General features: G+C 64.5%; 19 protein-coding genes. 9 read left to right on the top strand and 10 right to left on the bottom strand.

Annotation, left to right across the window (positions count from 1 at the left end; all coding sequences use genetic code 11):
• Nucleotides 1–2: 2 nt before the first annotated feature.
• The 5 genes from ACSQ3L_RS11510 to ACSQ3L_RS11490 are packed head-to-tail and all read right to left on the bottom strand — an operon-like array spanning nt 3 to nt 5,005.
• Nucleotides 3–314: a DUF6665 family protein gene (locus ACSQ3L_RS11510; RefSeq protein ID WP_436160050.1), complete on the bottom strand. Its 312-nt coding sequence runs from the start codon at nt 312–314 to the stop codon at nt 3–5.
• A gap of 1 nt (nt 315) precedes the next feature.
• Entirely contained in the window at nt 316–795 is a 480-nt protein-coding gene (locus ACSQ3L_RS11505) for a GNAT family N-acetyltransferase (RefSeq protein WP_436160049.1), read from the bottom strand.
• Between the two features lie 4 nt (nt 796–799).
• Nucleotides 800–2,683 carry an ABC transporter ATP-binding protein gene (locus ACSQ3L_RS11500; protein WP_436160048.1) on the bottom strand — a complete coding sequence of 628 codons (1,884 nt, stop codon included), beginning with the start codon at nt 2,681–2,683 and terminating at the stop codon, nt 800–802.
• Between the two features lie 10 nt (nt 2,684–2,693).
• Nucleotides 2,694–4,580, bottom strand: a complete 1,887-nt coding sequence (locus tag ACSQ3L_RS11495) for an ABC transporter ATP-binding protein (protein ID WP_436160047.1) — start codon at nt 4,578–4,580, stop codon at nt 2,694–2,696.
• A 29-nt stretch (nt 4,581–4,609) separates the two neighbouring features.
• Nucleotides 4,610–5,005 (bottom strand): hypothetical protein, encoded by a 396-nt coding sequence (locus ACSQ3L_RS11490; RefSeq protein ID WP_436160046.1) that lies wholly within the window; start codon nt 5,003–5,005, stop codon nt 4,610–4,612.
• 463 nt (nt 5,006–5,468) lie between these two features.
• Here ACSQ3L_RS11490 and ACSQ3L_RS11485 point away from each other — a divergent pair, with 463 nt between their 5' ends.
• Nucleotides 5,469–5,927: a tRNA (cytidine(34)-2'-O)-methyltransferase gene (locus tag ACSQ3L_RS11485; protein WP_436160045.1), complete on the top strand. Its 459-nt coding sequence runs from the start codon at nt 5,469–5,471 to the stop codon at nt 5,925–5,927.
• Nucleotides 5,928–6,141: 214 nt separating this feature from the next.
• On the top strand, nt 6,142–6,585 hold the full coding sequence (gene soxR / locus ACSQ3L_RS11480) for a redox-sensitive transcriptional activator SoxR (RefSeq protein WP_436160044.1): 444 nt from the start codon (nt 6,142–6,144) through the stop codon (nt 6,583–6,585).
• A 27-nt stretch (nt 6,586–6,612) separates the two neighbouring features.
• Here the strand turns inward: soxR and ACSQ3L_RS11475 are convergent, their stop codons facing one another.
• Nucleotides 6,613–6,870: a hypothetical protein gene (locus ACSQ3L_RS11475; RefSeq protein WP_023770299.1), complete on the bottom strand. Its 258-nt coding sequence runs from the start codon at nt 6,868–6,870 to the stop codon at nt 6,613–6,615.
• A gap of 168 nt (nt 6,871–7,038) precedes the next feature.
• On the opposite strand from ACSQ3L_RS11475, the gene hemF reads away from it, so the two are divergent.
• The 3 genes from hemF (at nt 7,039) to ACSQ3L_RS11460 (ending at nt 8,883) form a co-directional block, all read left to right on the top strand.
• Entirely contained in the window at nt 7,039–7,953 is a 915-nt protein-coding gene (hemF, locus tag ACSQ3L_RS11470) for an oxygen-dependent coproporphyrinogen oxidase (protein ID WP_436160043.1), read from the top strand.
• A 251-nt stretch (nt 7,954–8,204) separates the two neighbouring features.
• Nucleotides 8,205–8,465, top strand: a complete 261-nt coding sequence (locus ACSQ3L_RS11465) for a DUF1344 domain-containing protein (RefSeq protein ID WP_436160042.1) — start codon at nt 8,205–8,207, stop codon at nt 8,463–8,465.
• 232 nt (nt 8,466–8,697) lie between these two features.
• Complete coding sequence (locus ACSQ3L_RS11460; protein ID WP_109659722.1) at nt 8,698–8,883, top strand: DUF1059 domain-containing protein; 186 nt, start codon at nt 8,698–8,700, stop codon at nt 8,881–8,883.
• Between the two features lie 55 nt (nt 8,884–8,938).
• Here ACSQ3L_RS11460 and ACSQ3L_RS11455 read toward each other — a convergent pair whose 3' ends face one another.
• Genes ACSQ3L_RS11455 through ACSQ3L_RS11445 form a run of 3 tightly spaced genes read right to left on the bottom strand, consistent with a single transcriptional unit; the run spans nt 8,939 to nt 11,462 of the window.
• A complete protein-coding gene (locus ACSQ3L_RS11455) occupies nt 8,939–10,204 on the bottom strand; it encodes a CCA tRNA nucleotidyltransferase (protein ID WP_436160041.1) in 1,266 nt (421 codons plus the stop codon).
• Complete coding sequence (locus ACSQ3L_RS11450) at nt 10,201–10,833, bottom strand: CoA pyrophosphatase (RefSeq protein WP_436160040.1); 633 nt, start codon at nt 10,831–10,833, stop codon at nt 10,201–10,203. The genes ACSQ3L_RS11455 and ACSQ3L_RS11450 overlap by 4 nt, the downstream gene beginning before the upstream one ends.
• Nucleotides 10,833–11,462, bottom strand: a complete 630-nt coding sequence (locus ACSQ3L_RS11445) for a DUF1285 domain-containing protein (protein ID WP_436160039.1) — start codon at nt 11,460–11,462, stop codon at nt 10,833–10,835. The genes ACSQ3L_RS11450 and ACSQ3L_RS11445 overlap by 1 nt, the downstream gene beginning before the upstream one ends.
• 142 nt (nt 11,463–11,604) lie before the next feature.
• Between ACSQ3L_RS11445 and ACSQ3L_RS11440 the strand changes: the two genes are divergently transcribed.
• The 4 genes from ACSQ3L_RS11440 to ACSQ3L_RS11425 all read left to right on the top strand — a co-directional run bounded on the left by ACSQ3L_RS11440 (nt 11,605) and on the right by ACSQ3L_RS11425 (nt 18,559).
• A complete protein-coding gene (locus tag ACSQ3L_RS11440) occupies nt 11,605–12,609 on the top strand; it encodes an AAA family ATPase (RefSeq protein WP_436160038.1) in 1,005 nt (334 codons plus the stop codon).
• Nucleotides 12,609–13,598, top strand: coding sequence for a DUF58 domain-containing protein (locus ACSQ3L_RS11435; RefSeq protein WP_436160037.1), 990 nt, complete (start codon nt 12,609–12,611; stop codon nt 13,596–13,598). Before ACSQ3L_RS11440 ends, ACSQ3L_RS11435 begins: the two co-directional genes overlap by 1 nt.
• On the top strand, nt 13,595–16,417 hold the full coding sequence (locus ACSQ3L_RS11430) for a DUF4159 domain-containing protein (RefSeq protein ID WP_436160036.1): 2,823 nt from the start codon (nt 13,595–13,597) through the stop codon (nt 16,415–16,417). The genes ACSQ3L_RS11435 and ACSQ3L_RS11430 overlap by 4 nt, the downstream gene beginning before the upstream one ends.
• Before the next feature lie 63 nt (nt 16,418–16,480).
• Nucleotides 16,481–18,559 (top strand): hypothetical protein, encoded by a 2,079-nt coding sequence (locus ACSQ3L_RS11425; RefSeq protein ID WP_436160035.1) that lies wholly within the window; start codon nt 16,481–16,483, stop codon nt 18,557–18,559.
• 55 nt (nt 18,560–18,614) lie between these two features.
• On the opposite strand, the gene clpS is transcribed toward ACSQ3L_RS11425, so the two are convergent.
• Nucleotides 18,615–18,920: an ATP-dependent Clp protease adapter ClpS gene (clpS, locus tag ACSQ3L_RS11420; protein WP_436160034.1), complete on the bottom strand. Its 306-nt coding sequence runs from the start codon at nt 18,918–18,920 to the stop codon at nt 18,615–18,617.
• Nucleotides 18,921–18,924: the final 4 nt, after the last annotated feature.

Raw genomic sequence — 18,924 nt, 5'->3', positions numbered from 1 at the left:
CCTTACTTCGCGCCGAGTCTGGCCAGCACCGCCTTTGGGATGCTGTATTCGCGAATGACGGCGTCATGCTTGCGCAAGCCGCACAACTCGCGCTGGATGAAATAGCCATGCACCGCCTCGGCGGCATCCTTGAGCAGCCGGGGGCGCAGTTGCTCGTCGGCATTGTCACGCAGCCTGGCCAGCGTTTCCTCGACCCGCTGGCCGGCGCGACCAAGTGCTGCCGCCTTTTCCGCCAGAATTTCATGGCCGAGCGCGTCAAAGGCGGTTTCGGCAGCGGTGGCGCCGGCAAGATGAGACGGCGGACGCAAGGACATTTCAGCCTCCTTTCGCGAAAACCATGCGGTGTGTGACGAATTCTTCGCTCTGCACGCGCAAAAAGCCAAGCCGTTCATAGAAACCGAAGGCTTCTTGCGGCGCGCGGGTGTTCAGCGCGGCGAAATGGTGACGTGCCCTGTCGATGACGGTTTCGACCAGCATCCGGCCAAGGCCGGTGCGACGGTGGCGCACGCTGACGAACAGGTGCCGGACTCGGCCGTGGTCCCTGCCCTCGAAATAAGGATCGATGTTCAGCCCGCAGACGCCGGCGAGTTCCCTTCCATGCCAGGCCCCGTACAGCGCCTCGCCGCGCTTCAGGAACTTGTTGCGGTCGCTTGCCCAGCCATCCGCCAGACGCACCAGCATCCAGTAGCCTTCCAGCCGGCTCTCTTCCTTCAGCGTGTCGAAAGCCGGCATGGTCGGCCGGAACCGCTTGAGCACATAGCTGACTTCCGGGCTGACCCCTGGTGATCCACCCATGGAGCTACTCCGCCGGGCGTGTCTCTTCGAGCACGCTATCCTCATGATAGAGAAAACCGCCGGACTGCCGCTTCCATAGCCGCGCATAGAGCCCTTCGAGCGCCACCAATTGGTCATGCGTGCCTTGCTCGACGATGCGGCCGCCATCGAGCACCACCAGCCGGTCGAGTGCCGCGATCGTCGACAGCCGGTGGGCGATGGCGATGACCGTCTTGTTTTCCATCAGCCGCGTCAGATTCTCTTGGATTGCCGCCTCGATATCGGAATCGAGCGCCGAGGTCGCCTCGTCGAGAATCAGGATCGGCGCGTCCTTGAGAAACACGCGGGCGATCGCCACGCGCTGGCGTTGGCCGCCCGACAGCTTGACGCCGCGCTCGCCAACGAAGGCCTCGTAGCCGGCACGGTCCCTGTTGTCGCGCAAGGTCAGGATGAACTCGTGCGCCTCGGCCTTTTTCGCCGCTGTGATCACCTCCGCATCGGTCGCGTCAGGCATGCCGAGCTTGATGTTGTCGCGCAGCGAACGGTGGAACAGGGCCGTGTCCTGGCTGACGACGCCGATATTGGCACGCAGCGAATTTTGCGTGACATCGGAGACATTCTGGCCGTCGATGGTGATGGAGCCGCCTTCCAAATCGTAGAGGCGCAAGATCAGGTTCGCGAGCGTCGTCTTGCCGGCGCCTGACGGCCCGACCAGCCCGACCTTCTCACCTGGCCGCACGACGAGATTGATACCGTTGAGCACGCCGGACCCCTTGCCATAATGGAACTCGACGTTTTTCACCGCGATGCGGCCGCCCGCCACGACAAGTTCCTTGGCGTCGGGTGCATCGGTGAGGCCGAGTGGCTGCGAGATCAGCGCCTTGGAGTTTTCCAGCACGCCAAGGTTCCGCAAGATGCTGTTGAGCTGCATCATCAGCCGGCCGAGCAGCATGTTGAGCCGCAACACCAGTGACAGCGTGAAGGCGACCGCACCGACGGTGATCGAGCCCTCGACCCAGAGATAGACGGCAAAACAGCCGATCGCGGTGATCATGATGCCCGACAACGTCGTCAGCGCCATGCGCACGCCGGTCAGCCGGCGGGTGAACGGGCGCAGCGCGTCGAGATAGATGTCGAAGCCGTTCTTAATGTAGCGGTCGTCGCCATCGGCCGAAAACAGTTTCAGCGTCTGCACGTTGGAATAGGAATCGACGATGCGGCCGGTGATCATCGAGCCGGCCTCGGCGGTTTCCTCGGCATGCTTGCGGATCGCCGGCAGATAGAGCTTGGCCAGCCAGCCGAAGGCGGAAATCCAGATCACCACCAGCACCGCCAGCCTGAGATCGAGGCCTGCGACCAGCGCCAGCGTCGTCACCGTGTAGACGATCATGAACCAAACGACCTCGATGAAGCTTTCCATCAGGTCGCCGGTGGCTTGTCCCGCCTGCCAGACTTTTGTCGCGATGCGGCCGGCGAAATCGTTCTGGAAGAAGGCGTAGGACTGGCGCGAGACATGCCGGTGCGCCTGCCAGCGCACTAGATTGTAGAAGCCCGGCGTGATCGTCTGTTCGTCGACCAGCGCCGACAGGCCGACGACGACGGTGCGGACAACCAGCACCACCGCGACCATGAACACCAGTTCGGGGCCGGCGGCGGCCCACAAAGCGTGCCAGCTGCGCTCGGCGGGAAGCTGATCGAGAATGTCGACCAGCCGCCCGACGAAGTAGAACAGGCCGGCCTCGACCAGCGGCGCGATGCCGCCGATAACCAGCATGGCGAAGAAGGCGAACTTCGCCTGGCCGACATAGTGCCAGAGAAAGCCGCCGACGCTTATCGGTGGCCGAAGATTCGCTGGCTCCCTGAACGGATAGACCCAGTTCTCGAACCAGCGGTAGACGGCAGTCATCATGCGGCAGCCATCATTCTGCGGCTTGCCCCTTTGCAAGTGCATCATTGGCGGCGTCGGCCGGACCGTCCTCAAGCAGGAACCCGCCGGACTGGCGCTGCCAAAGCTGCGCGTAAAGCCCGCCTCGGGCGACGAGTCCCTCGTGCGAACCTTCCTCGATGACACGGCCCTGATCCATCACCACAAGCCTGTCCATGGCGGCGATGGTCGACAGCCGGTGCGCGATGGCGATGACGGTCTTGCCTTGCATGAGCTTGTAGAGGTTCTCCTGGATCGCCGCCTCGGCTTCGGAATCAAGCGCCGAGGTCGCTTCGTCAAGGATAAGTATGGGCGCGTCCTTCAACATAACGCGAGCAATGGCGATGCGTTGCCGCTGGCCGCCGGACAATTTGACGCCGCGGTCGCCGACATGGGCATCGAAGCCCTTGCGGTCGCTGGCATCCGAAAGTCCCGATATGAAGTCCAGCGCCTCGGCGCGCCGCGCCGCTTCGACAAGCATCTCGTCGGTGGCGTCGGGACGGCCATAGAGGATGTTCTCGCGCACCGAACGATGCAGCAGCGAGGTGTCCTGCGTGACCATGCCGATCTGGGCACGCAGCGAATCCTGCTTCACCGTTGCGATCTCCTGGCCGTCGATCAGTATCCGGCCAGCTTCGAGGTCGTAGAAGCGCAGCAGGAGGTTGACCAGCGTCGACTTGCCGGCGCCGGAACGGCCGACAATGCCGACCTTCTCCCCTGGCTTCACCGCCAGCGACAGGTTTTCGATCACACCCTTCTGCTTGCCGTAGTGGAAGCGGATGTCGTCGAAACGGATCTCACCTTTGGAAACCGCAATGTCCTTCGCGCCCGGCCTGTCCTCGACCAGGCGCGGCAGCGAGATCGAGGCAATGCCGTCCTGCACCGTGCCGATATTCTCGAAAAGGCCCGACATTTCCCACATGATCCATTGCGACATGCCCCACATCCTGAGCACCAGGCCGATGACCACGGCGACCGCGCCGATTGTCACCGCCTGCCCCAGCCACAGCCACAGCGACATCGCGGTGACAGAGAACAACAGCAGTGCATTCAGGATGTAGAGCGAGCCGAAAAGCACCGTCACCAGCCGCATCGACCGGTAGACCGTGTCGAGAAACCCGGACATACCGTCCTTGGCAAAGGACGCTTCGCGGCGCGCATGGCTGAACAGCTTGACCGTCTGGATGTTGGAGTAGCTGTCGACGACCCGGCCGGTCATGATCGAGCGCGCATTGGCCTGCTCCTCGCCGACCTTGCCAAGTCGGGGAATGAAAAAGCGCAGCAATAGGACGTAGCCGACCAGCCAGACGCCGAGCGGCGCGGCCAGCCGCCAGTCGGCCGAACCGACGATGAACAGCATGCCGAGGAAATAAACGATGACGTAGTTCAGGACGTCGATCACCTTGATGACGCATTCGCGCACGGCGAGCGCCGTCTGCATCAGCTTGGTGGCGATGCGGCCGGCGAACTCGTCCTGGTAGAAACTCATCGACTGCTTGAGCAGGTAGCGGTGCACCTGCCAGCGGATGCGCATGGGATAGTTGCCCATCAGCGTCTGCTGGTTGAGCAGTGAATGCAGCCATACGGTGCCCGGCAGCGCGAACAGCACGATGAAGGCCATGCCGGCGAGCTTCCAGGCTTCCGTTTGCAGGAAGGTTTCGCGATTCTGCCCCGACAGCCAGTCGACGATGCGGCCGAGGAAGCCGAACATCCACACTTCCGCGACGGCGATCGCCGTCACCAGCACCGCATCGATCAGGATATAGGGCCATGCCCCGCGCGTATAATGCAGGCAGAAGGCAACCAGCGTCTTGGGGGGCTCGACCGGTTCCGCGGCGGGGAACGGATCGAGCCTTTTTTCAAACCAGCTAAACAACAACATAGGTCATGCCTGTGAAATGTGTTTTCCGCTTATGCGGCACGGGAGCGGACGAAGTCCCCAGATCGCATGGCGCCGAGGGCCGCCGGTCCGGAATCATCCGGACCGGCAGCCCTTCTTCGCGCAATATAGGAGCTCGCGGGCTTTTCGCCGACAGCCGCGCCTGACGATGCTGACGATGCACTGTTCACGATCTGGATTTTCGAACCGGGCCGGATCAGCCGGACGATCCGGCGCACCAGCGACGGCCGGCCCGGGTCGGGGACGGCGCGCGAGAAATCGACATCCGGCAGCATGCCGCGATGCGGCCGGCGGCGGACTTCGGCGTGAACGGCCGACGAATAGGTGTCGCCGATCAACAGCGCCCATGTCGGCAGTCGGTGGATATGCAGGCTCCTCGAGCCGGGTATTCTATAGGGATCGAACATCGGTCCGTCCTCCGTGTGAAAATGGAGATAAAAAGGTGAAGCAATATCGTCCGCCGGCATTCGGCCGGAGGCGCGCTTTGCGTCGGTCGAGACACGATAAGCATCGGTCCGGACACGATAGGCATCGGTCCGGACAGCTTCAGTTGGGGCGTTCAGCCCTTTTGACTTTTTGAAAAACATCGCAGGATTCCTTCGAGAGCCGAAAAATCGTTTCGGCGGGAATCGGTGCGATCAATCTTAGAGAGTCAGGAGAATCGTCGTACCGAAACCGCCGGCAGGCAGGTAAGCCCACGAGAGGGGCGCTGGATGTGCATGGCCATCATGAATTACCCCTCCATCGGTTCGGGTTGACAATGCTGGTCGTATACCCGACTTCGCAGAAAATGGCCACCCGCAGGTCCAGCAATTTCCAAAACCCCGAGCCTGCTGTTGCCGATCTGCCACTTATTAGAAGGACGCGGAAATGAACTGTCGTCTCCGCATCGCGCTCTACCAGCCTGACATCGCCGGCAACACCGGAACAATCCTGCGCTTCGCCGCGTGCCTCGGGCTCGGCGTCGACATCATCGAACCGGCCGGCTTTCCGCTCTCCGACAAAGCGCTCAAGCGCGCCGGTATGGACTACCTCGAAATGGCTGCTCTGACCCGGCATGTCGACTGGCACGCCTTCGAGGACTGGCGCAAAACTGGCGCGTGCCGGCTGGTGCTGCTGTCGACCAAAGCCACGACCGCCTACACCAGCTTCGCCTTCGCCGAAGGCGACATACTTTTGTTCGGCCGCGAATCCGCAGGCGTTCCGGATCCTGTCCATCAGGCGGCGAATGCGCGGCTGACCATCCCCATGCAGGGCGCGGCGCGCAGCATTAACGTCGCGCTTTCCGTCGCCATGGTGGCGGGCGAAGCCCTCCGGCAACTCGGCTAAAGCAATTCCAGGAAAAGTGTGAAGCGGTTTTCCCGGGAAATGCGCGTAGCGCTTTCCCTGGGAAATTGCGTCAAGGCCTATCGGCACTCCGTCTCCCGTCATCTTAACCCAGGCGCACATCGCCTTCTCCTTCGTTTGCACATCCAGTTTTTCTTCGCTACAAGCTCAACTTAACTTGAGGTCAAGCGGAAAAATCGGGCGGAAAAAATCAGGAATGGCTGTTGTAACGGAATTGACGGTTGGCCAGGTGGCCATGCGCAGCGGTGTGGCGGTATCGGCGCTGCATTTCTATGAGGCCCGCGGCCTGATCCGCAGCCATCGCACGGCGGGCAACCAGCGCCGCTACGGCCGCGACGTGCTGCGGCGCGTAGCGATAATCAAGGTGGCGCAGGAGGTCGGCATCTCGCTGGCCGAGATCGGTGAAGCCCTGGCATCGCTGCCAGAAGGCCGCACGCCGACGCGCGATGACTGGAACCTTTTGTCGACCGCCTGGCGCGACGGGCTCGATCACAAGATTGCCCAGTTGAAGAAACTGCGCGACGGGCTGACCGACTGCATCGGCTGCGGCTGCATGTCGATCGACAAATGCCCACTGCGCAACAAGGGCGACCGCCTGGCGAGGGAAGGTACGGGGGCGAGAAGGCTGGTTGCCGGCTGAGCCCCCTGTCAGGAGGCAAGCCGCGCTTCAGTCAGCCGCCGGCAAGCGCCTGATGGTGAACTCGATCAAGTCGCCCGGCCGCTCGAACCAGCTTTCGATTTCGGTCCAGTAGGCTTGCTTGGGAAAGCGCTCGAACCATTCCTTGGCCTTGAGCCGCGCATCGGAGCGCGGCAGCACGAAGGTCTCGCGCAAAAAGCCGTCGCGCGGCATGCGCGCCCGTTCGGCACGGCTTTGGTCGAGCCTTTTCTTCAGGCCATCCAGCGGCGGTCTTGCCGGGGTGCGCACGAAACAGCTCCTTGCATCTGGCGCATGACCCCGAAATCGGAAATCGAGTTTCGGAAAGGATCATGCGCAAAACCAAAGTGACTTGACCCTGTCCTTTAAGAGATTAGGGATCGCGCCGGCAAAAGACGAGTCATTTGTAGGACTCGCCGCCCCAACCGGAGACGGCACTTGGAACGACCTGAAATACCGGCAGGCCTGCCCGCCGACATCGAACAGAAGAAGATGAAGGCAAGGCTGTGGTTCGAGGCGCTGCGCGAACGCATCTGCACCACCTTCGAGCAGATCGAGCAGGATCTTGGCGGGCCGCTGGCCTCGTGGTCGCCCGGCCGTTTCGAAAAGACGCCATGGGAACGTGACGAGGGGCGCGGCGGCGGCGGCACCATGTCGATGATGCATGGCCGCGTCTTCGAGAAGGTCGGCGTCCACACCTCGACCGTCCATGGCGAGTTCTCGCCCGAATTCAGGAAGCAGATGCCGGGCGCCGAGGAAGACCCGCGCTTCTGGGCCAGCGGCATCTCGCTGATCGCGCACCCCTGGAACCCCAATGTTCCAGCGGTGCATATGAACACGCGCATGGTTGTCACCTCGCGCCACTGGTTCGGCGGCGGCGCCGATCTGACGCCGGTGCTCGACCGCCGCCGCACCCAGGACGACCCTGATACCGTCGCCTTCCACCGCGCTATGCAATTCGCCTGCGAGAAGAACGCCGACGTCGCCGACTACCCGAAATACAAGGCCTGGTGCGACGAGTATTTCTATCTGCCGCACCGCAACGAGCCGCGCGGCACCGGTGGCATCTTCTTCGACTGGCTTCATTCGGGCGACGACAAGGGCGGCTGGAACGCCGATTTCAACTTCGTCCAGGATGTCGGCCGCTCTTTTCTCGTCGTCTACGGCCACCTCGTGCGCGCCAACTTCAACGAAAACTGGACCGATGGCGACCGCGACGAACAGCTCATTCGCCGCGGCCGCTACGTTGAATTCAACCTGCTTCACGATCGCGGCACCATCTTCGGCCTGAAGACCGGCGGCAATGTCGCGGCCATCCTCTCCAGCCTTCCGCCCGAGGTCCGCTGGCCGTAACAAAATGGTGAGCGCGATGTGAGCCGCATTGATGTCCCATTTGCTCAAAATGGGCACGGAATGTGGCACGCAGCGCCCCGGAAAATTTCTTTTTCGTCTAATAGGCTCTTGAAAAGGCTGACCTATTTGTTGCGCCGGGTCGGGAAGCGCCGGCGGTTCGCCTGAGAGCGAGCCGCGACCCGACGCGACCGGACGGCCCAGACGATGTGGGCGTCAAAAAGGATGCCCGCTCTTTCCAGGAGTACTTCGCAATGCGCAAGATCATTGTTTCGGCGGCCGCCGCTGCCCTTCTCGCTTCCGGTTCGGTGGCGTTCGCCGCCGTCAAGCACACCACCGGAACGATCAAGACCTTTGACGCAACGGCCATGAGCCTTGTCCTCGACGACGGATCGTCTTTTACGCTTCCCAAGACCTTCAAGGATCCTGGCCTGCAGGTCGGTGAAAAGGTCCGCGTCTCATGGGACATGAGCGGCAAGAAAAAGATTGCCGAGGCCGTCAAGATCGCAAAGTGATGGCCTGCCCGGCAAAACGGGACGAGATGATGTCTGGTCCTGTTTCGGGGTAGCGCAAAAGGGCGGAGCAGCGCTGCTCCGCCCTTTTGCCGTTGACCGCAACCAATGCCGCCCCATCTGTGTTATGCTTTCCACCCGCTCGCGGATCCGTGGATTCAACCCTGGAATCGGACCACGAGCCAAAAAATGCCGGAGCCTCGACCAGGCTCCGCGGAGGAAAAGGAGACATCCCATGAAGGAATTTCACTGCGGGTCGCTCGTGCCCGGCTGTGACTGGCACACGCGTGCCGACGAAGAGGCCGAGGTGATGCGCCGTGCCGTCGAGCATATGCGCGAGACGCATGGCGAGACGGTGATCCGCGAGACGATGATCGAGGCGATCCGCTCGCGCATCGAGAAGGCCCGCGACGCGGCCTGATTTGCAGCAAATCCAGGAAAAGTGCGCGCTTTCCCTTGGGACTCACGCTGACAATCTATCTGGCTTTCAAAGCCTCCGCGGCGCGCTTCACAAGCGCGTCGCGATCAGGCGCAAAACCGGCTTCGATCCATTCCACCTCGAGATTCCTGAGGATTTCGCCGAGTTTCGGCCCTGGAGTTGCGCCAAGCACCGTGAGATCGGCACCTTTCAGCGGAAACAACGGCTTTTCCCATTTCACAGCGAAGGCCAGCAGCCGCGAAAATCCACCGGCTTCAAGCAGTGCGCCGGTATCCTCGACAGCGCGCGCCCTTGCCCCGGCGAGCGACAATCTGAGCCGGTCGACAAACCCCTGCCGGTCGCCGCGATAGAGCCTTTTTGCCAGTTCGCCCTCGGTCGTCTTCGGCTCCACGGTGGTGGCCAGCGCCCAGTGGCGCAGGCGATCCGACGCAGCGGTCGAAAATTTGAGACGTTCGGCGAGCGTCTTCATGCGTGCGGCGTCCGGCGGCACGATCGCCATCAGCCGCAGCAAGGGGTCGGGTGCCCAGTCGAGGTCGTTCTCGGTCTTGGTCAGCCCGTGGATCGCGTCGATACCCCATTTCTCGCTTTCCGGCAGCGCAGCGGTCAGCACGCTCGCCTGCCGCATCCACAGCAGCGCCCGCGCGGGATCGGGCGCCGACAGAAGCTTCTTCAGCTCCGACCAGATGCGCTCGGCCGAAAGCTGGGCGAGCCCCTCCTTCAGCCGGGCACAGGCCTTCAGCCCCTCGGCATCCGGCCGGCCATCGCCATACCAGGCAAAGAAGCGGAAGAAGCGCAGGATGCGCAGGTAATCCTCGCGGATGCGCGCTTCCGGATCGCCGATGAAGCGCAGCCGGCGCGCCTCGACGTCGGCAATGCCGCCGACCAAGTCGACCACGTTGCCATCGGCCTCGGCATAGAGCGCGTTGATGGTGAAGTCGCGCCGTTCGGCGTCAAGCTTCCAGTCGCGCCCGAACGACACCTTTGCGCGCCGCCCATCGGTCTCTATGTCGGCGCGCAAGGTGGTGACCTCATAAGGCTTGCCGCCGGCGACAACGGTGATTGTCCCATGCTCGATACCGGTCGGCACCGCCTTGAAGCCTTGCGCCTCGGCGCGGCGGATGGTCTCCTGCGGCAGGCAAGTGGTGGCGATGTCGATGTCGGCGACCGGCTGGCCCATCAGCGTGTTGCGCACGGCCCCGCCGGCGACACGCGCCCCTTCGCCACCCTCTGCCAGCGCGGCCAACAGGCGCTGCAGATGCTTGTCGCCGAGCCAGTCGGCTCTATCCGCGATCGAGACACTCACGCATAAAGCCTTTCATAGAGGGTACGGATGATGCCGGCGGTGACGCCCCAGATGCGCCGGTCGCCATAAGGCATGTCGTAGAAGAACCATTCGAGATCGTTCCACATGCGGCTGTCGCGCTTGTGGTTGATCGGGTCCATCAGGAAGCGCAGCGGCACTTCGAAGGCGGCATCGACCTCGTCGGCGTTGAGCGTCAGCTGGAAACCGGGCCGCACGATGCCCAGCACCGGCGCGATGCGGTAGCCGCTGCCGGCGACATACCAGGGCATGCGGCCGATGATCTCGACGCGATCGTCGCCAAGGCCGATCTCCTCGAAGGTCTCGCGCAGCGCCGCCGCCTCGGGATTTGCATCGGTTGGATCGATGGTGCCGCCTGGAAAGGCCACCTGCCCCGAATGGTTGCGCAGCCTTTCGGCCCGTTTGGTCAAGAGAACCGTCGCATCGCCCTCATGATCGACCACCGGGATCAGCACGGCGGCATTGCGCAGGGCGTTGTCCTGGTTGAGGCGCGGATGGCCGGGGTTGAAGCGATGGTCGCCATAGTCGTCGCCGGCATGCGCATCCGGCTGCGCGGCGAAGCGTGCGCGAAAATCCGCTGATGAAAACGGCGCCGGCGACACCTGGTCCATCACGCGCTTAGCCGCTTCAACTGGTCTGCCGGCATGATCGGGAACACCGCGCCCTTCGAACGCACCGCGAACATGGTCTTGCCGTCGATCTCGACCTCCTCGCCATGCCCGACCAGCTCATACATCACCGGCCGCGCCACCAGGGCCTCCAGCCGGCCACGCACCAGCACATACGGCTTCAATCCGCCAGTCTCGTTCTCGTCGACGAAGCGCAGCGGCCGCTCCGGCCCGGCCTCGACGACGTCACCGACATTGGTGCGAAAGGTGATGATCTGGGCGTCGCCGCTGCCAGAAGCATCCATTTCGACGGCGATAAACGGCGCATCGGCGACGCGGATGCCGACCTTTTCCACCGGCGTCACCAGATAGGTCCTGCCGTCGGCATCCTTGCGCAGCACCGAGGAGAAAAGCTGCACCAGCGGCATACGCCCGATCGGCGTGCCCAGATAGAACCAGGTGCCGTCGGCCCGGATTTCCATGTCGAGATCGCCGCAGAAGTCGGGATTCCAGCGTTCGACGGGTGCTGCGCCCTTGCCGGCACGGGCGGCGCGCGAGATCAGCGCCTCGAGACCGCGGACCTCGGTGGCATCAGTCAGGCTTTCTTCACGATGTCCCAAAGGTCCCGTCATGGTCACGAAATAGTCACTGTTGTTCCGCTTGTCAGCCTAAGTCTGTGATTTAAGTTTCCATATAGGCACTGCGCGAGGCCGAATCGCGGCAGCCTATGGTATGGTGCGAGCCGGTGTTTCCAACCACAAGGATCGATGCGGCATGAGCGTGATGGTGAAGGAAAGCCCAATCAGCGAAACGGACATGGTCGCCGAGGCCGAAAAGGCGCTGGCCGACATCTCCAGGATCCGCGACGGGGTCGGCCGCGTCATCTTCGGCCAGGAAAGCGTCGTCGAGCGCACGCTGGTGGCGCTGCTGGCCGGCGGACATGCGCTTTTGGTCGGCGTGCCGGGCCTTGCCAAGACCAAGCTGGTCGAGACGCTGGGCATCGTGCTCGGCCTCAATTCGCGCCGCATCCAGTTCACGCCGGACCTGATGCCGTCCGATATCCTTGGCTCCGAAGTGATGGAACAGGACGAGACCGGCAAGCGCTCCTTCCGCTTCATCTCCGGGCCGATCTTTGCCCAGCTGCTGATGGCCGACGAGATCAACCGTGCTTCGCCGCGCACTCAGTCGGCGCTGCTGCAGGCGATGCAGGAATACCATGTCACCATTGCCGGCGCCCGTTACGATCTGCCGGCACCCTTCCACGTGCTGGCGACGCAGAACCCGCTGGAGCAGGAAGGCACCTATCCGCTGCCCGAGGCCCAGCTCGACCGCTTCCTGATGCAGGTCGACATCCTTTATCCCGAAATCGAGGCCGAGCGCCGCATCCTTCTGGAAACCACCGGCGTCGAGGATGCCAAAGCCCAGAACGTGCTGCAGCCGGCGCGGCTGAAGGAAATCCAGACGCTGATCCGACGCATGCCGGTGCCCGAAAGCGTCGTCGAGGCGATCCTGACGCTGGTGCGCTCGGCGCGTCCGGGCCAAGGCAATGCCGAGACCGACAAGCACGTCGCCTGGGGTCCCGGCCCCCGCGCTAGCCAGGCGCTGATGCTGTGCACAAGGGCGCGCGCGCTTTACGACGGACGGCTGGCCCCCTCGATCGACGATGTGCGCGCGCTGGCCGAGCCGGTGCTGCAGCATCGCATGGCGCTGACCTTCGCCGCCCGCGCCGAAGGCACCAGCGTGCGCGACGTGGTGGCGAAACTCGTGAAAGGGATTTGATGGCGCGCATCGGCGAGGTCCAGGCACCGGCAGCGACGCGCGACGCGCTCGCCCGTGGCCGGTTGCGGGCCTCGCTCGTGCCCGACCTGCTGGTCGAGGCGCGCCGCATCGTCAACACCGTGATCGCCGGCTGGCACGGTCGCCGCAAGCGCGGCATCGGCGAGAATTTCTGGCAGTTCCGGCCCTATGTCGAAGGCGATTCCTCGCGCATCGACTGGCGTCGCTCGGCGCGTGACGACCACACTTATGTGCGCGACCGCGAATGGGAAGCCGCCCATACGGTCTGGCTGTGGGCCGACCCGTCGCCGTCGATGCTCTACAAATCGACCGGCGCCAGCGTTTCCAAGCAATCGCGCGCGCTGGTGCTGGCGCTGGCCATGGCCGAGCTGTTGTCGCGCAGCGGTGAGCGCATCGCCTGGCCCGGCCTCACCGACCCGTTCACCGCCCGCAACGGCGCCGAGCGCATCGCCGCCCAGCTGATGCATGCCGGCGACTTACCGGCAAAGCCCGACCTGTCCGACATCAGGCGCTTCTGCGACATCGTTATCGTTAGCGATTTCCTCGATCCGATCGAGGAAACCATGGCCTGGCTCGACGTGCTGGCCCGCCACGGCGTGCGCGCCCATCTGATCGAGGTCGCCGACCCGGCCGAGGAGACCTTCCCCTATGCCGGCCGCACCGAATTCACCGACCCCGAGACCGGCGACAAGCTGACCGCCGGCCGTGCCGAAATGCTGGGCGACGAGTATCGCCTGCTCTACACCGCCCGCCGCCACGAACTGGCCGCCTGGTGCAAACGGCTCGGCTGGAGCTTTACCGTCAACCATACCGATCGCCTGGCTTCCGACGCGCTGGTGCGCCTGCACATGGCGATGACCGCCGATGGCCCCTCCGTTGGGCCGACCGCTAGCGGTCGTGCCGGCATGACCGCTAGCGGTCAGCCCGGCATGATCGCCGGTGGCGATCAGCCAGGAAAGACCGTCGCATGAGCTGGCTGCCGCTCTCCTTTGGCGCGCCCATGGTGCTGTGGGGCTTGCTGGCACTGCCGGTGATCTGGTGGCTGCTCAGGCTGACGCCACCCAAGCCGCAAACCGAAATCTTCCCGCCGCTGAAGATCCTGGCGCGTGTGCTGAAGCGCGAGGAGACGCCGCAGCAGAGTCCGTGGTGGCTGACGCTGCTCAGGCTGCTGATGGCGGCGCTCATCGTCGCCGCTCTGGCCGATCCGGTCTTCAACCCGCGCGAAAAGCTGCCGGCCGAAGGTGCAGCACTTGCGCTGGTCATCGACAATGATTGGGCAAGTGCCGCCGACTGGGGCAAGCGCGTCGCCACCGCCGAACGGCTGATCAACGATGCCGGCTCCAACGGCGTGCCTGTCATCATCGCCTTCACCGCCGAAAAACCCAATGCGGAGGTTGGGCCGTTCGATGCAGCCACCGCCCTTGACCGGCTGCGCGCCGCCAAGCCGAGGCCGATCCCGACCGACCGGCCCGCCGTCTATGCCCGCGTCGCCGGCGTGCTGGAGACCTTGCCCGGCGCCAGCGTCGCCGTGCTTGCCGACGGCCTTGCGGCGAAGGGCGACGAGGCCGCCTTCAACACGCTGTTGTCCAGAAATGCCGCTCGTGTCGTCTGGGCCAGTACCGACCTGAGATCGCTGACCGGCCTGACCGCCGCCGACAACCAGGTCGATGGCTTTGCGCTGACTGCCATTCGCGCTCCGGGCGACCCGGCCCCGGCGCAGGTCACCGCCGGCGCCTTCGACGACAAGGGCCGCCGCATCGCCGATGCGACGCTGACCTTTTCGCCTGGCGAAACCACCGCCACCGGCACCATGGCGGTGCCGTTCGAGCTGCGTAACGACTTTGCCTCGATCGCGCTCGACGGCGAACATCAGGCCGGGGCGGTGCGCGTCCTCGACGAAAGCTCCAAGCGCCGCCGCGTCGGGCTGTTGTCGCAGGCTGAGGCCGACCAGGCACAGCCGCTTTTGTCGCCGCTCTATTACATCAGGCGCGCGCTGCAGCCCTTCGCCGACCTTGTCGAACCCTCCAGCGCCGACCTCGCCGACGCCATCCCGCAGATCCTCGACCAAAAGCCGGCAATGATCGTCATGGCCGACATCGGCACCATTCCCGCACAGGTCCGGCAAAGGCTGGTCGACTGGGTCGACAATGGCGGCACACTGGTGCGTTTCGCCGGCTCGCGGCTCGCGGCCGCGGGCAACGACGACGATTTGCTGCCGGTCCGCCTGCGCACCGGCGAGCGTTCGCTCGGCGGCGCGCTGTCATGGACGACGCCGCAGCCGGTCACCGAATTCCCCAAGGCCGGACCGTTCGCCGATTTGGCGCCGCCGACCGAGGTCACCGTCAGCAGGCAGGTGCTGGCCGAGCCGACGCCCGACATCGTCGAGCGCACCTGGGCGGCCCTTGCCGACGGCACGCCGCTGGTTACCGGACTGAAGAAAGGCAAGGGCACGCTGGTGCTGTTCCACGTCACCCCCGAGGCGACATGGTCGAACCTGCCGATCTCGGGCAGCTTCGTCGAGATGCTGCGCCGCATCGTGCAGCTTTCGCGCAACCAGGGCGCGGCGATCGCCAATGCCGAAGCCGCCGCCGCGTCGCTGGCGCCCTATCGCATGATTGCAGCCGATGGCTCGCTGGGGCCGCCAACGCCGGACGCACGGCCGCTGGTGCCGGGCGCCGGCGCACTGCCGGTGACGTTTGAAAACCCGCCCGGCCTCTATGGTTCCGAGACGGGTGTGTTCGCCCACAATCTGCTTGAAGCCGACAGCACGCTGGCCCCGCTGGCGCGCCCGCAAATCACGGTTCCGGTCACCTCGATCCAGTATGCCTTCGACGAATCGCGCAATTTGAAGGGCGCGCTGGTCGTGGCCGCCCTGGTGTTGATGCTGCTCGATACGCTGGCGGTGTTCTGGATGGGCGGCCTGTTTTCGCGCCGGCCGCGCCGCGCTGGTGCCGTGGCAGCCACCGCAGCGGCCCTGATTGCGCTCGGTGCATTTTTCAGCCATCCCGACCTTGCCCGGGCCGACGACGCCAAGCCGGGCGACCAGATTGCAATCGAGGCGATTTCGAAGACCCGCATCGCTTATGTGCTGACCGGCGTGCCGGGCGACGATTCGATCAGCCGCGCCGGGCTTGAGGGCCTGACCCGCTTCCTGATCGAAAAGACGGCACTCGAACCGGGCGCGCCGGCCGGCGTCGACATCTCGAAGGACGAACTGTCGTTCTATCCCTTGATCTACTGGCCGATCGATCCGGCCGCCCCTATGCCGAGCCAGGCCGCGATCGCCCGCATCGACGCCTATATGCAGCAAGGCGGCACGGTGCTGTTCGACACGCGCGACCAGTTCGCCAACGGTATCGGCGCCGATTCGACCAGCCCCGCGACGGAGCGGCTGCGCGACATCCTGGGCAACCTCAACGTGCCGCCGCTGGAGCCGGTGCCGTCCGACCACGTGCTGACCAAGTCCTTCTTCATCCTGCCGGAATTCCCCGGCCGCTTCGCCGGCAGCCCACTCTGGGTCGAGGCGTCGCTCGACGCCAGCAACGCCGAGAACCGGCCGGTAAGGACCGGCGACGGCGTCTCGCCGATCATGATCACCGCCAATGATTTCGCCGGCGCCTGGGCGGTCGACGAGAATGGCGACCCGCTGCTGCCGACCGTGCCGGCGGACCCGATGCAGCGCATCTACGCGCTGCGCGCCGGCGTCAACATCATGATGTACATGCTGACCGGAAACTACAAATCCGACCAGGTGCACGTGCCGATACTGCTCGAACGGCTGGGGCAGTAAGATGAGGTTCTTTGTTGCGTTCCCGGCGCGCATCGACCCTCCCCACAAGAGGGAGGGTAAGAGATGAACTGGTCGATCTCCTTCGAACCGCTGATCTCCTGGCCGCTGCTGGCCTTGGCCCTGGTGCCGCTGGCGCTGCTGGCGCTCGTTGGCCTGTGGTTTCGCCAGCGCGGTTCGGTCTTCCGCTTCGTCGCTTTGCTGGCGCTTGCCGCCGCTTTGTTCAACCCGGTGTTCCTCAACGAGGAGCGCGAGCCGCTGAAAAGCGTCGTTGCCCTCATTGTCGACCGCAGCCAGAGCCAGGATATCGGCGACCGCACCAAGCAGACCGACGAGGCGCTGGCCGGGCTGCAGCAGCGTCTTGGCCGCTTCAAGCAGTTCGATGTGCGCGTCGTCGAGGCCGGCAAATCCGAAGCCGCCGAGGAGCGCACCGAGACACGGCTGTTCGGCGCGCTCGAGGGCGCCTTCCGCGATGTGCCGCCGTCGCGCATCGGCGGCGCCATCATGATCACCGATGGCGAGGTCCATGACGCGCCCCCGGGAGCGCCCGATTTCAACGCCCCGCTGCACGCGCTGATCACCGGCAACGACCGCGAGAAGGATCGCCGCATACGTTTCGAGAACGCGCCGCGCTTCGGACTTGTCGGCAAGCCGCTCGACATGACCTACCGTGTCATCTCGACGGAGAACGAGACTGGCCCCGTCGATGTGCGTGTCTCGGTCAATGGCGAACAGGTCGCGGTCGAGCATGCCACCGTCGGCCAGGCGATGCCGCTGCAGGTGACCATTCCGGCAGCCGGCCGCAACATCGTCGAACTCGCCATCGACCGCGAACCGGGCGAACTGACCGACGCCAACAACCGCGCCATAGCGCTGATCGACGGCATCCGCGAGAACCTGCGCGTGCTGCTCGTCTCCGGCGAGCCGCATGCCGGCGAGCGCACCTGGCGCAACCTGTTGAAATCCGACGCCTCGGTCGATCTCGTCCATTTCACCATCCTGCGGCCGCCGGAAAAACAGGACGGCACGCCGATCAACGAATTGTCGCTGATCGCCTTCCCGACGCGCGAGCTGTTCGTCGAGAAGATCAAGGATTTCGACCTCATCATCTTCGACCGCTACCAGCATCGCGATGTGCTGCCGATCCTCTACTACGACTATATCTCCGAGTATGTCGAAAAGGGCGGCGCGCTGCTGATCGCGGCCGGCCCCGAATATGCCGGCGAAAGCTCGATCGCGCGCACACCGCTGATGGCGGCTCTGCCGGCGATGCCGACTGGCGAGGTGGTCGACCAGGCCTTCTATCCACGCCTCACCGATCTTGGCCAGCGCCACCCGGTGACGCGTGGGCTCGACGGTTCGGCCACCGAGCCGCCGCACTGGAGCCGCTGGTTCCGCACCATCGGCGTGCAGAATCCGGAAGGCGAAGTGGTGATGAAGGGCGCCGACAACCGGCCCCTGCTGTTGCTCGACCGCAAGGGCGAAGGCCGCGTCGGCATGCTTCTGTCCGACCAGGGCTGGCTATGGGCGCGCGGCTTCGAGGGCGGCGGCCCGCATGTTCAGCTCTACCGCCGCATCGCGCACTGGTTGATGAAGGAGCCCGAGCTCGAGGAAGAGCGGCTGACCGCCGACGGCCGCGGCATGGTGCTGGAAATCCGCCGCCAGACGATGGCCGACGATCCCGGCCCCGCCCAGATCATCACCCCGTCCGGCAAGACCTTGACCGTCAAGCTCGATAAGTCCGAACCCGGCGTCTTTCTCGGCAGTGTCGAGACCAACGAGATCGGCCTCTACCAGGTCGCCAATGGCGACCTCACCGCGCTCGCTCATGTCGGTCCGGTCAACGCACCGGAATTCGCCGACGTCATCTCCACCGAAAACCGGCTGAAAGCGCCCACAGAAGCCACCGGTGGCAGCGTGCGCCGGCTGGCCTCGTCCTCAGCCCTTGGCAGCGACGTGACGCTGCCTTCCGTCGTGCCGGTGCGCTCGGCTGGCGCCGCGTCCGGCAGCGACTGGATCGGCCTGCGCACCACGGACGACAGCGTGCTCAAGGCCGTCTCGCGCGTGCCGCTGTTCGGCGGCTTCCTCGGCCTTGGTCTGCTGCTGCTGGCGATGGGTTCGATGTGGTACCGCGAGGGGCGGTAGATGCGGCGCCCTTTCCCTTATCCCCTTGTGGGAGAAGGGAAAAGCGACCCCTGCCCTACTCCTCCGGCTCCGTCGTGAACATCAGCGGATAGCCCTTGGCCTTGCCGGCATCGGTGGCGCGCATCGCCTTGGTTTCGGCGACATCCTTGGTGAAGACGGCGACGACGCAGACGCCACGCCGATGCGCGGTGATCATCACCCGGTGCGCCTGGTCTTCGCTGAGCTTGAACTCGCCCTTCAGCACCGTCACCACGAATTCGCGCGGCGTGAAATCGTCATTGATGAGGATGACCTTGTAGAGCTTTGGCCGTTCGACCTGCGGCTTGATCTGGGTACGCGGTTTTGTGGTGATTTCAGGCATTGGA

This window comes from Mesorhizobium sp. LjRoot246, assembly GCF_964254115.1.
GTDB lineage: Bacteria > Pseudomonadota > Alphaproteobacteria > Rhizobiales > Rhizobiaceae > Mesorhizobium.
This window is presented reverse-complemented; position numbering and strand designations above follow the sequence as displayed.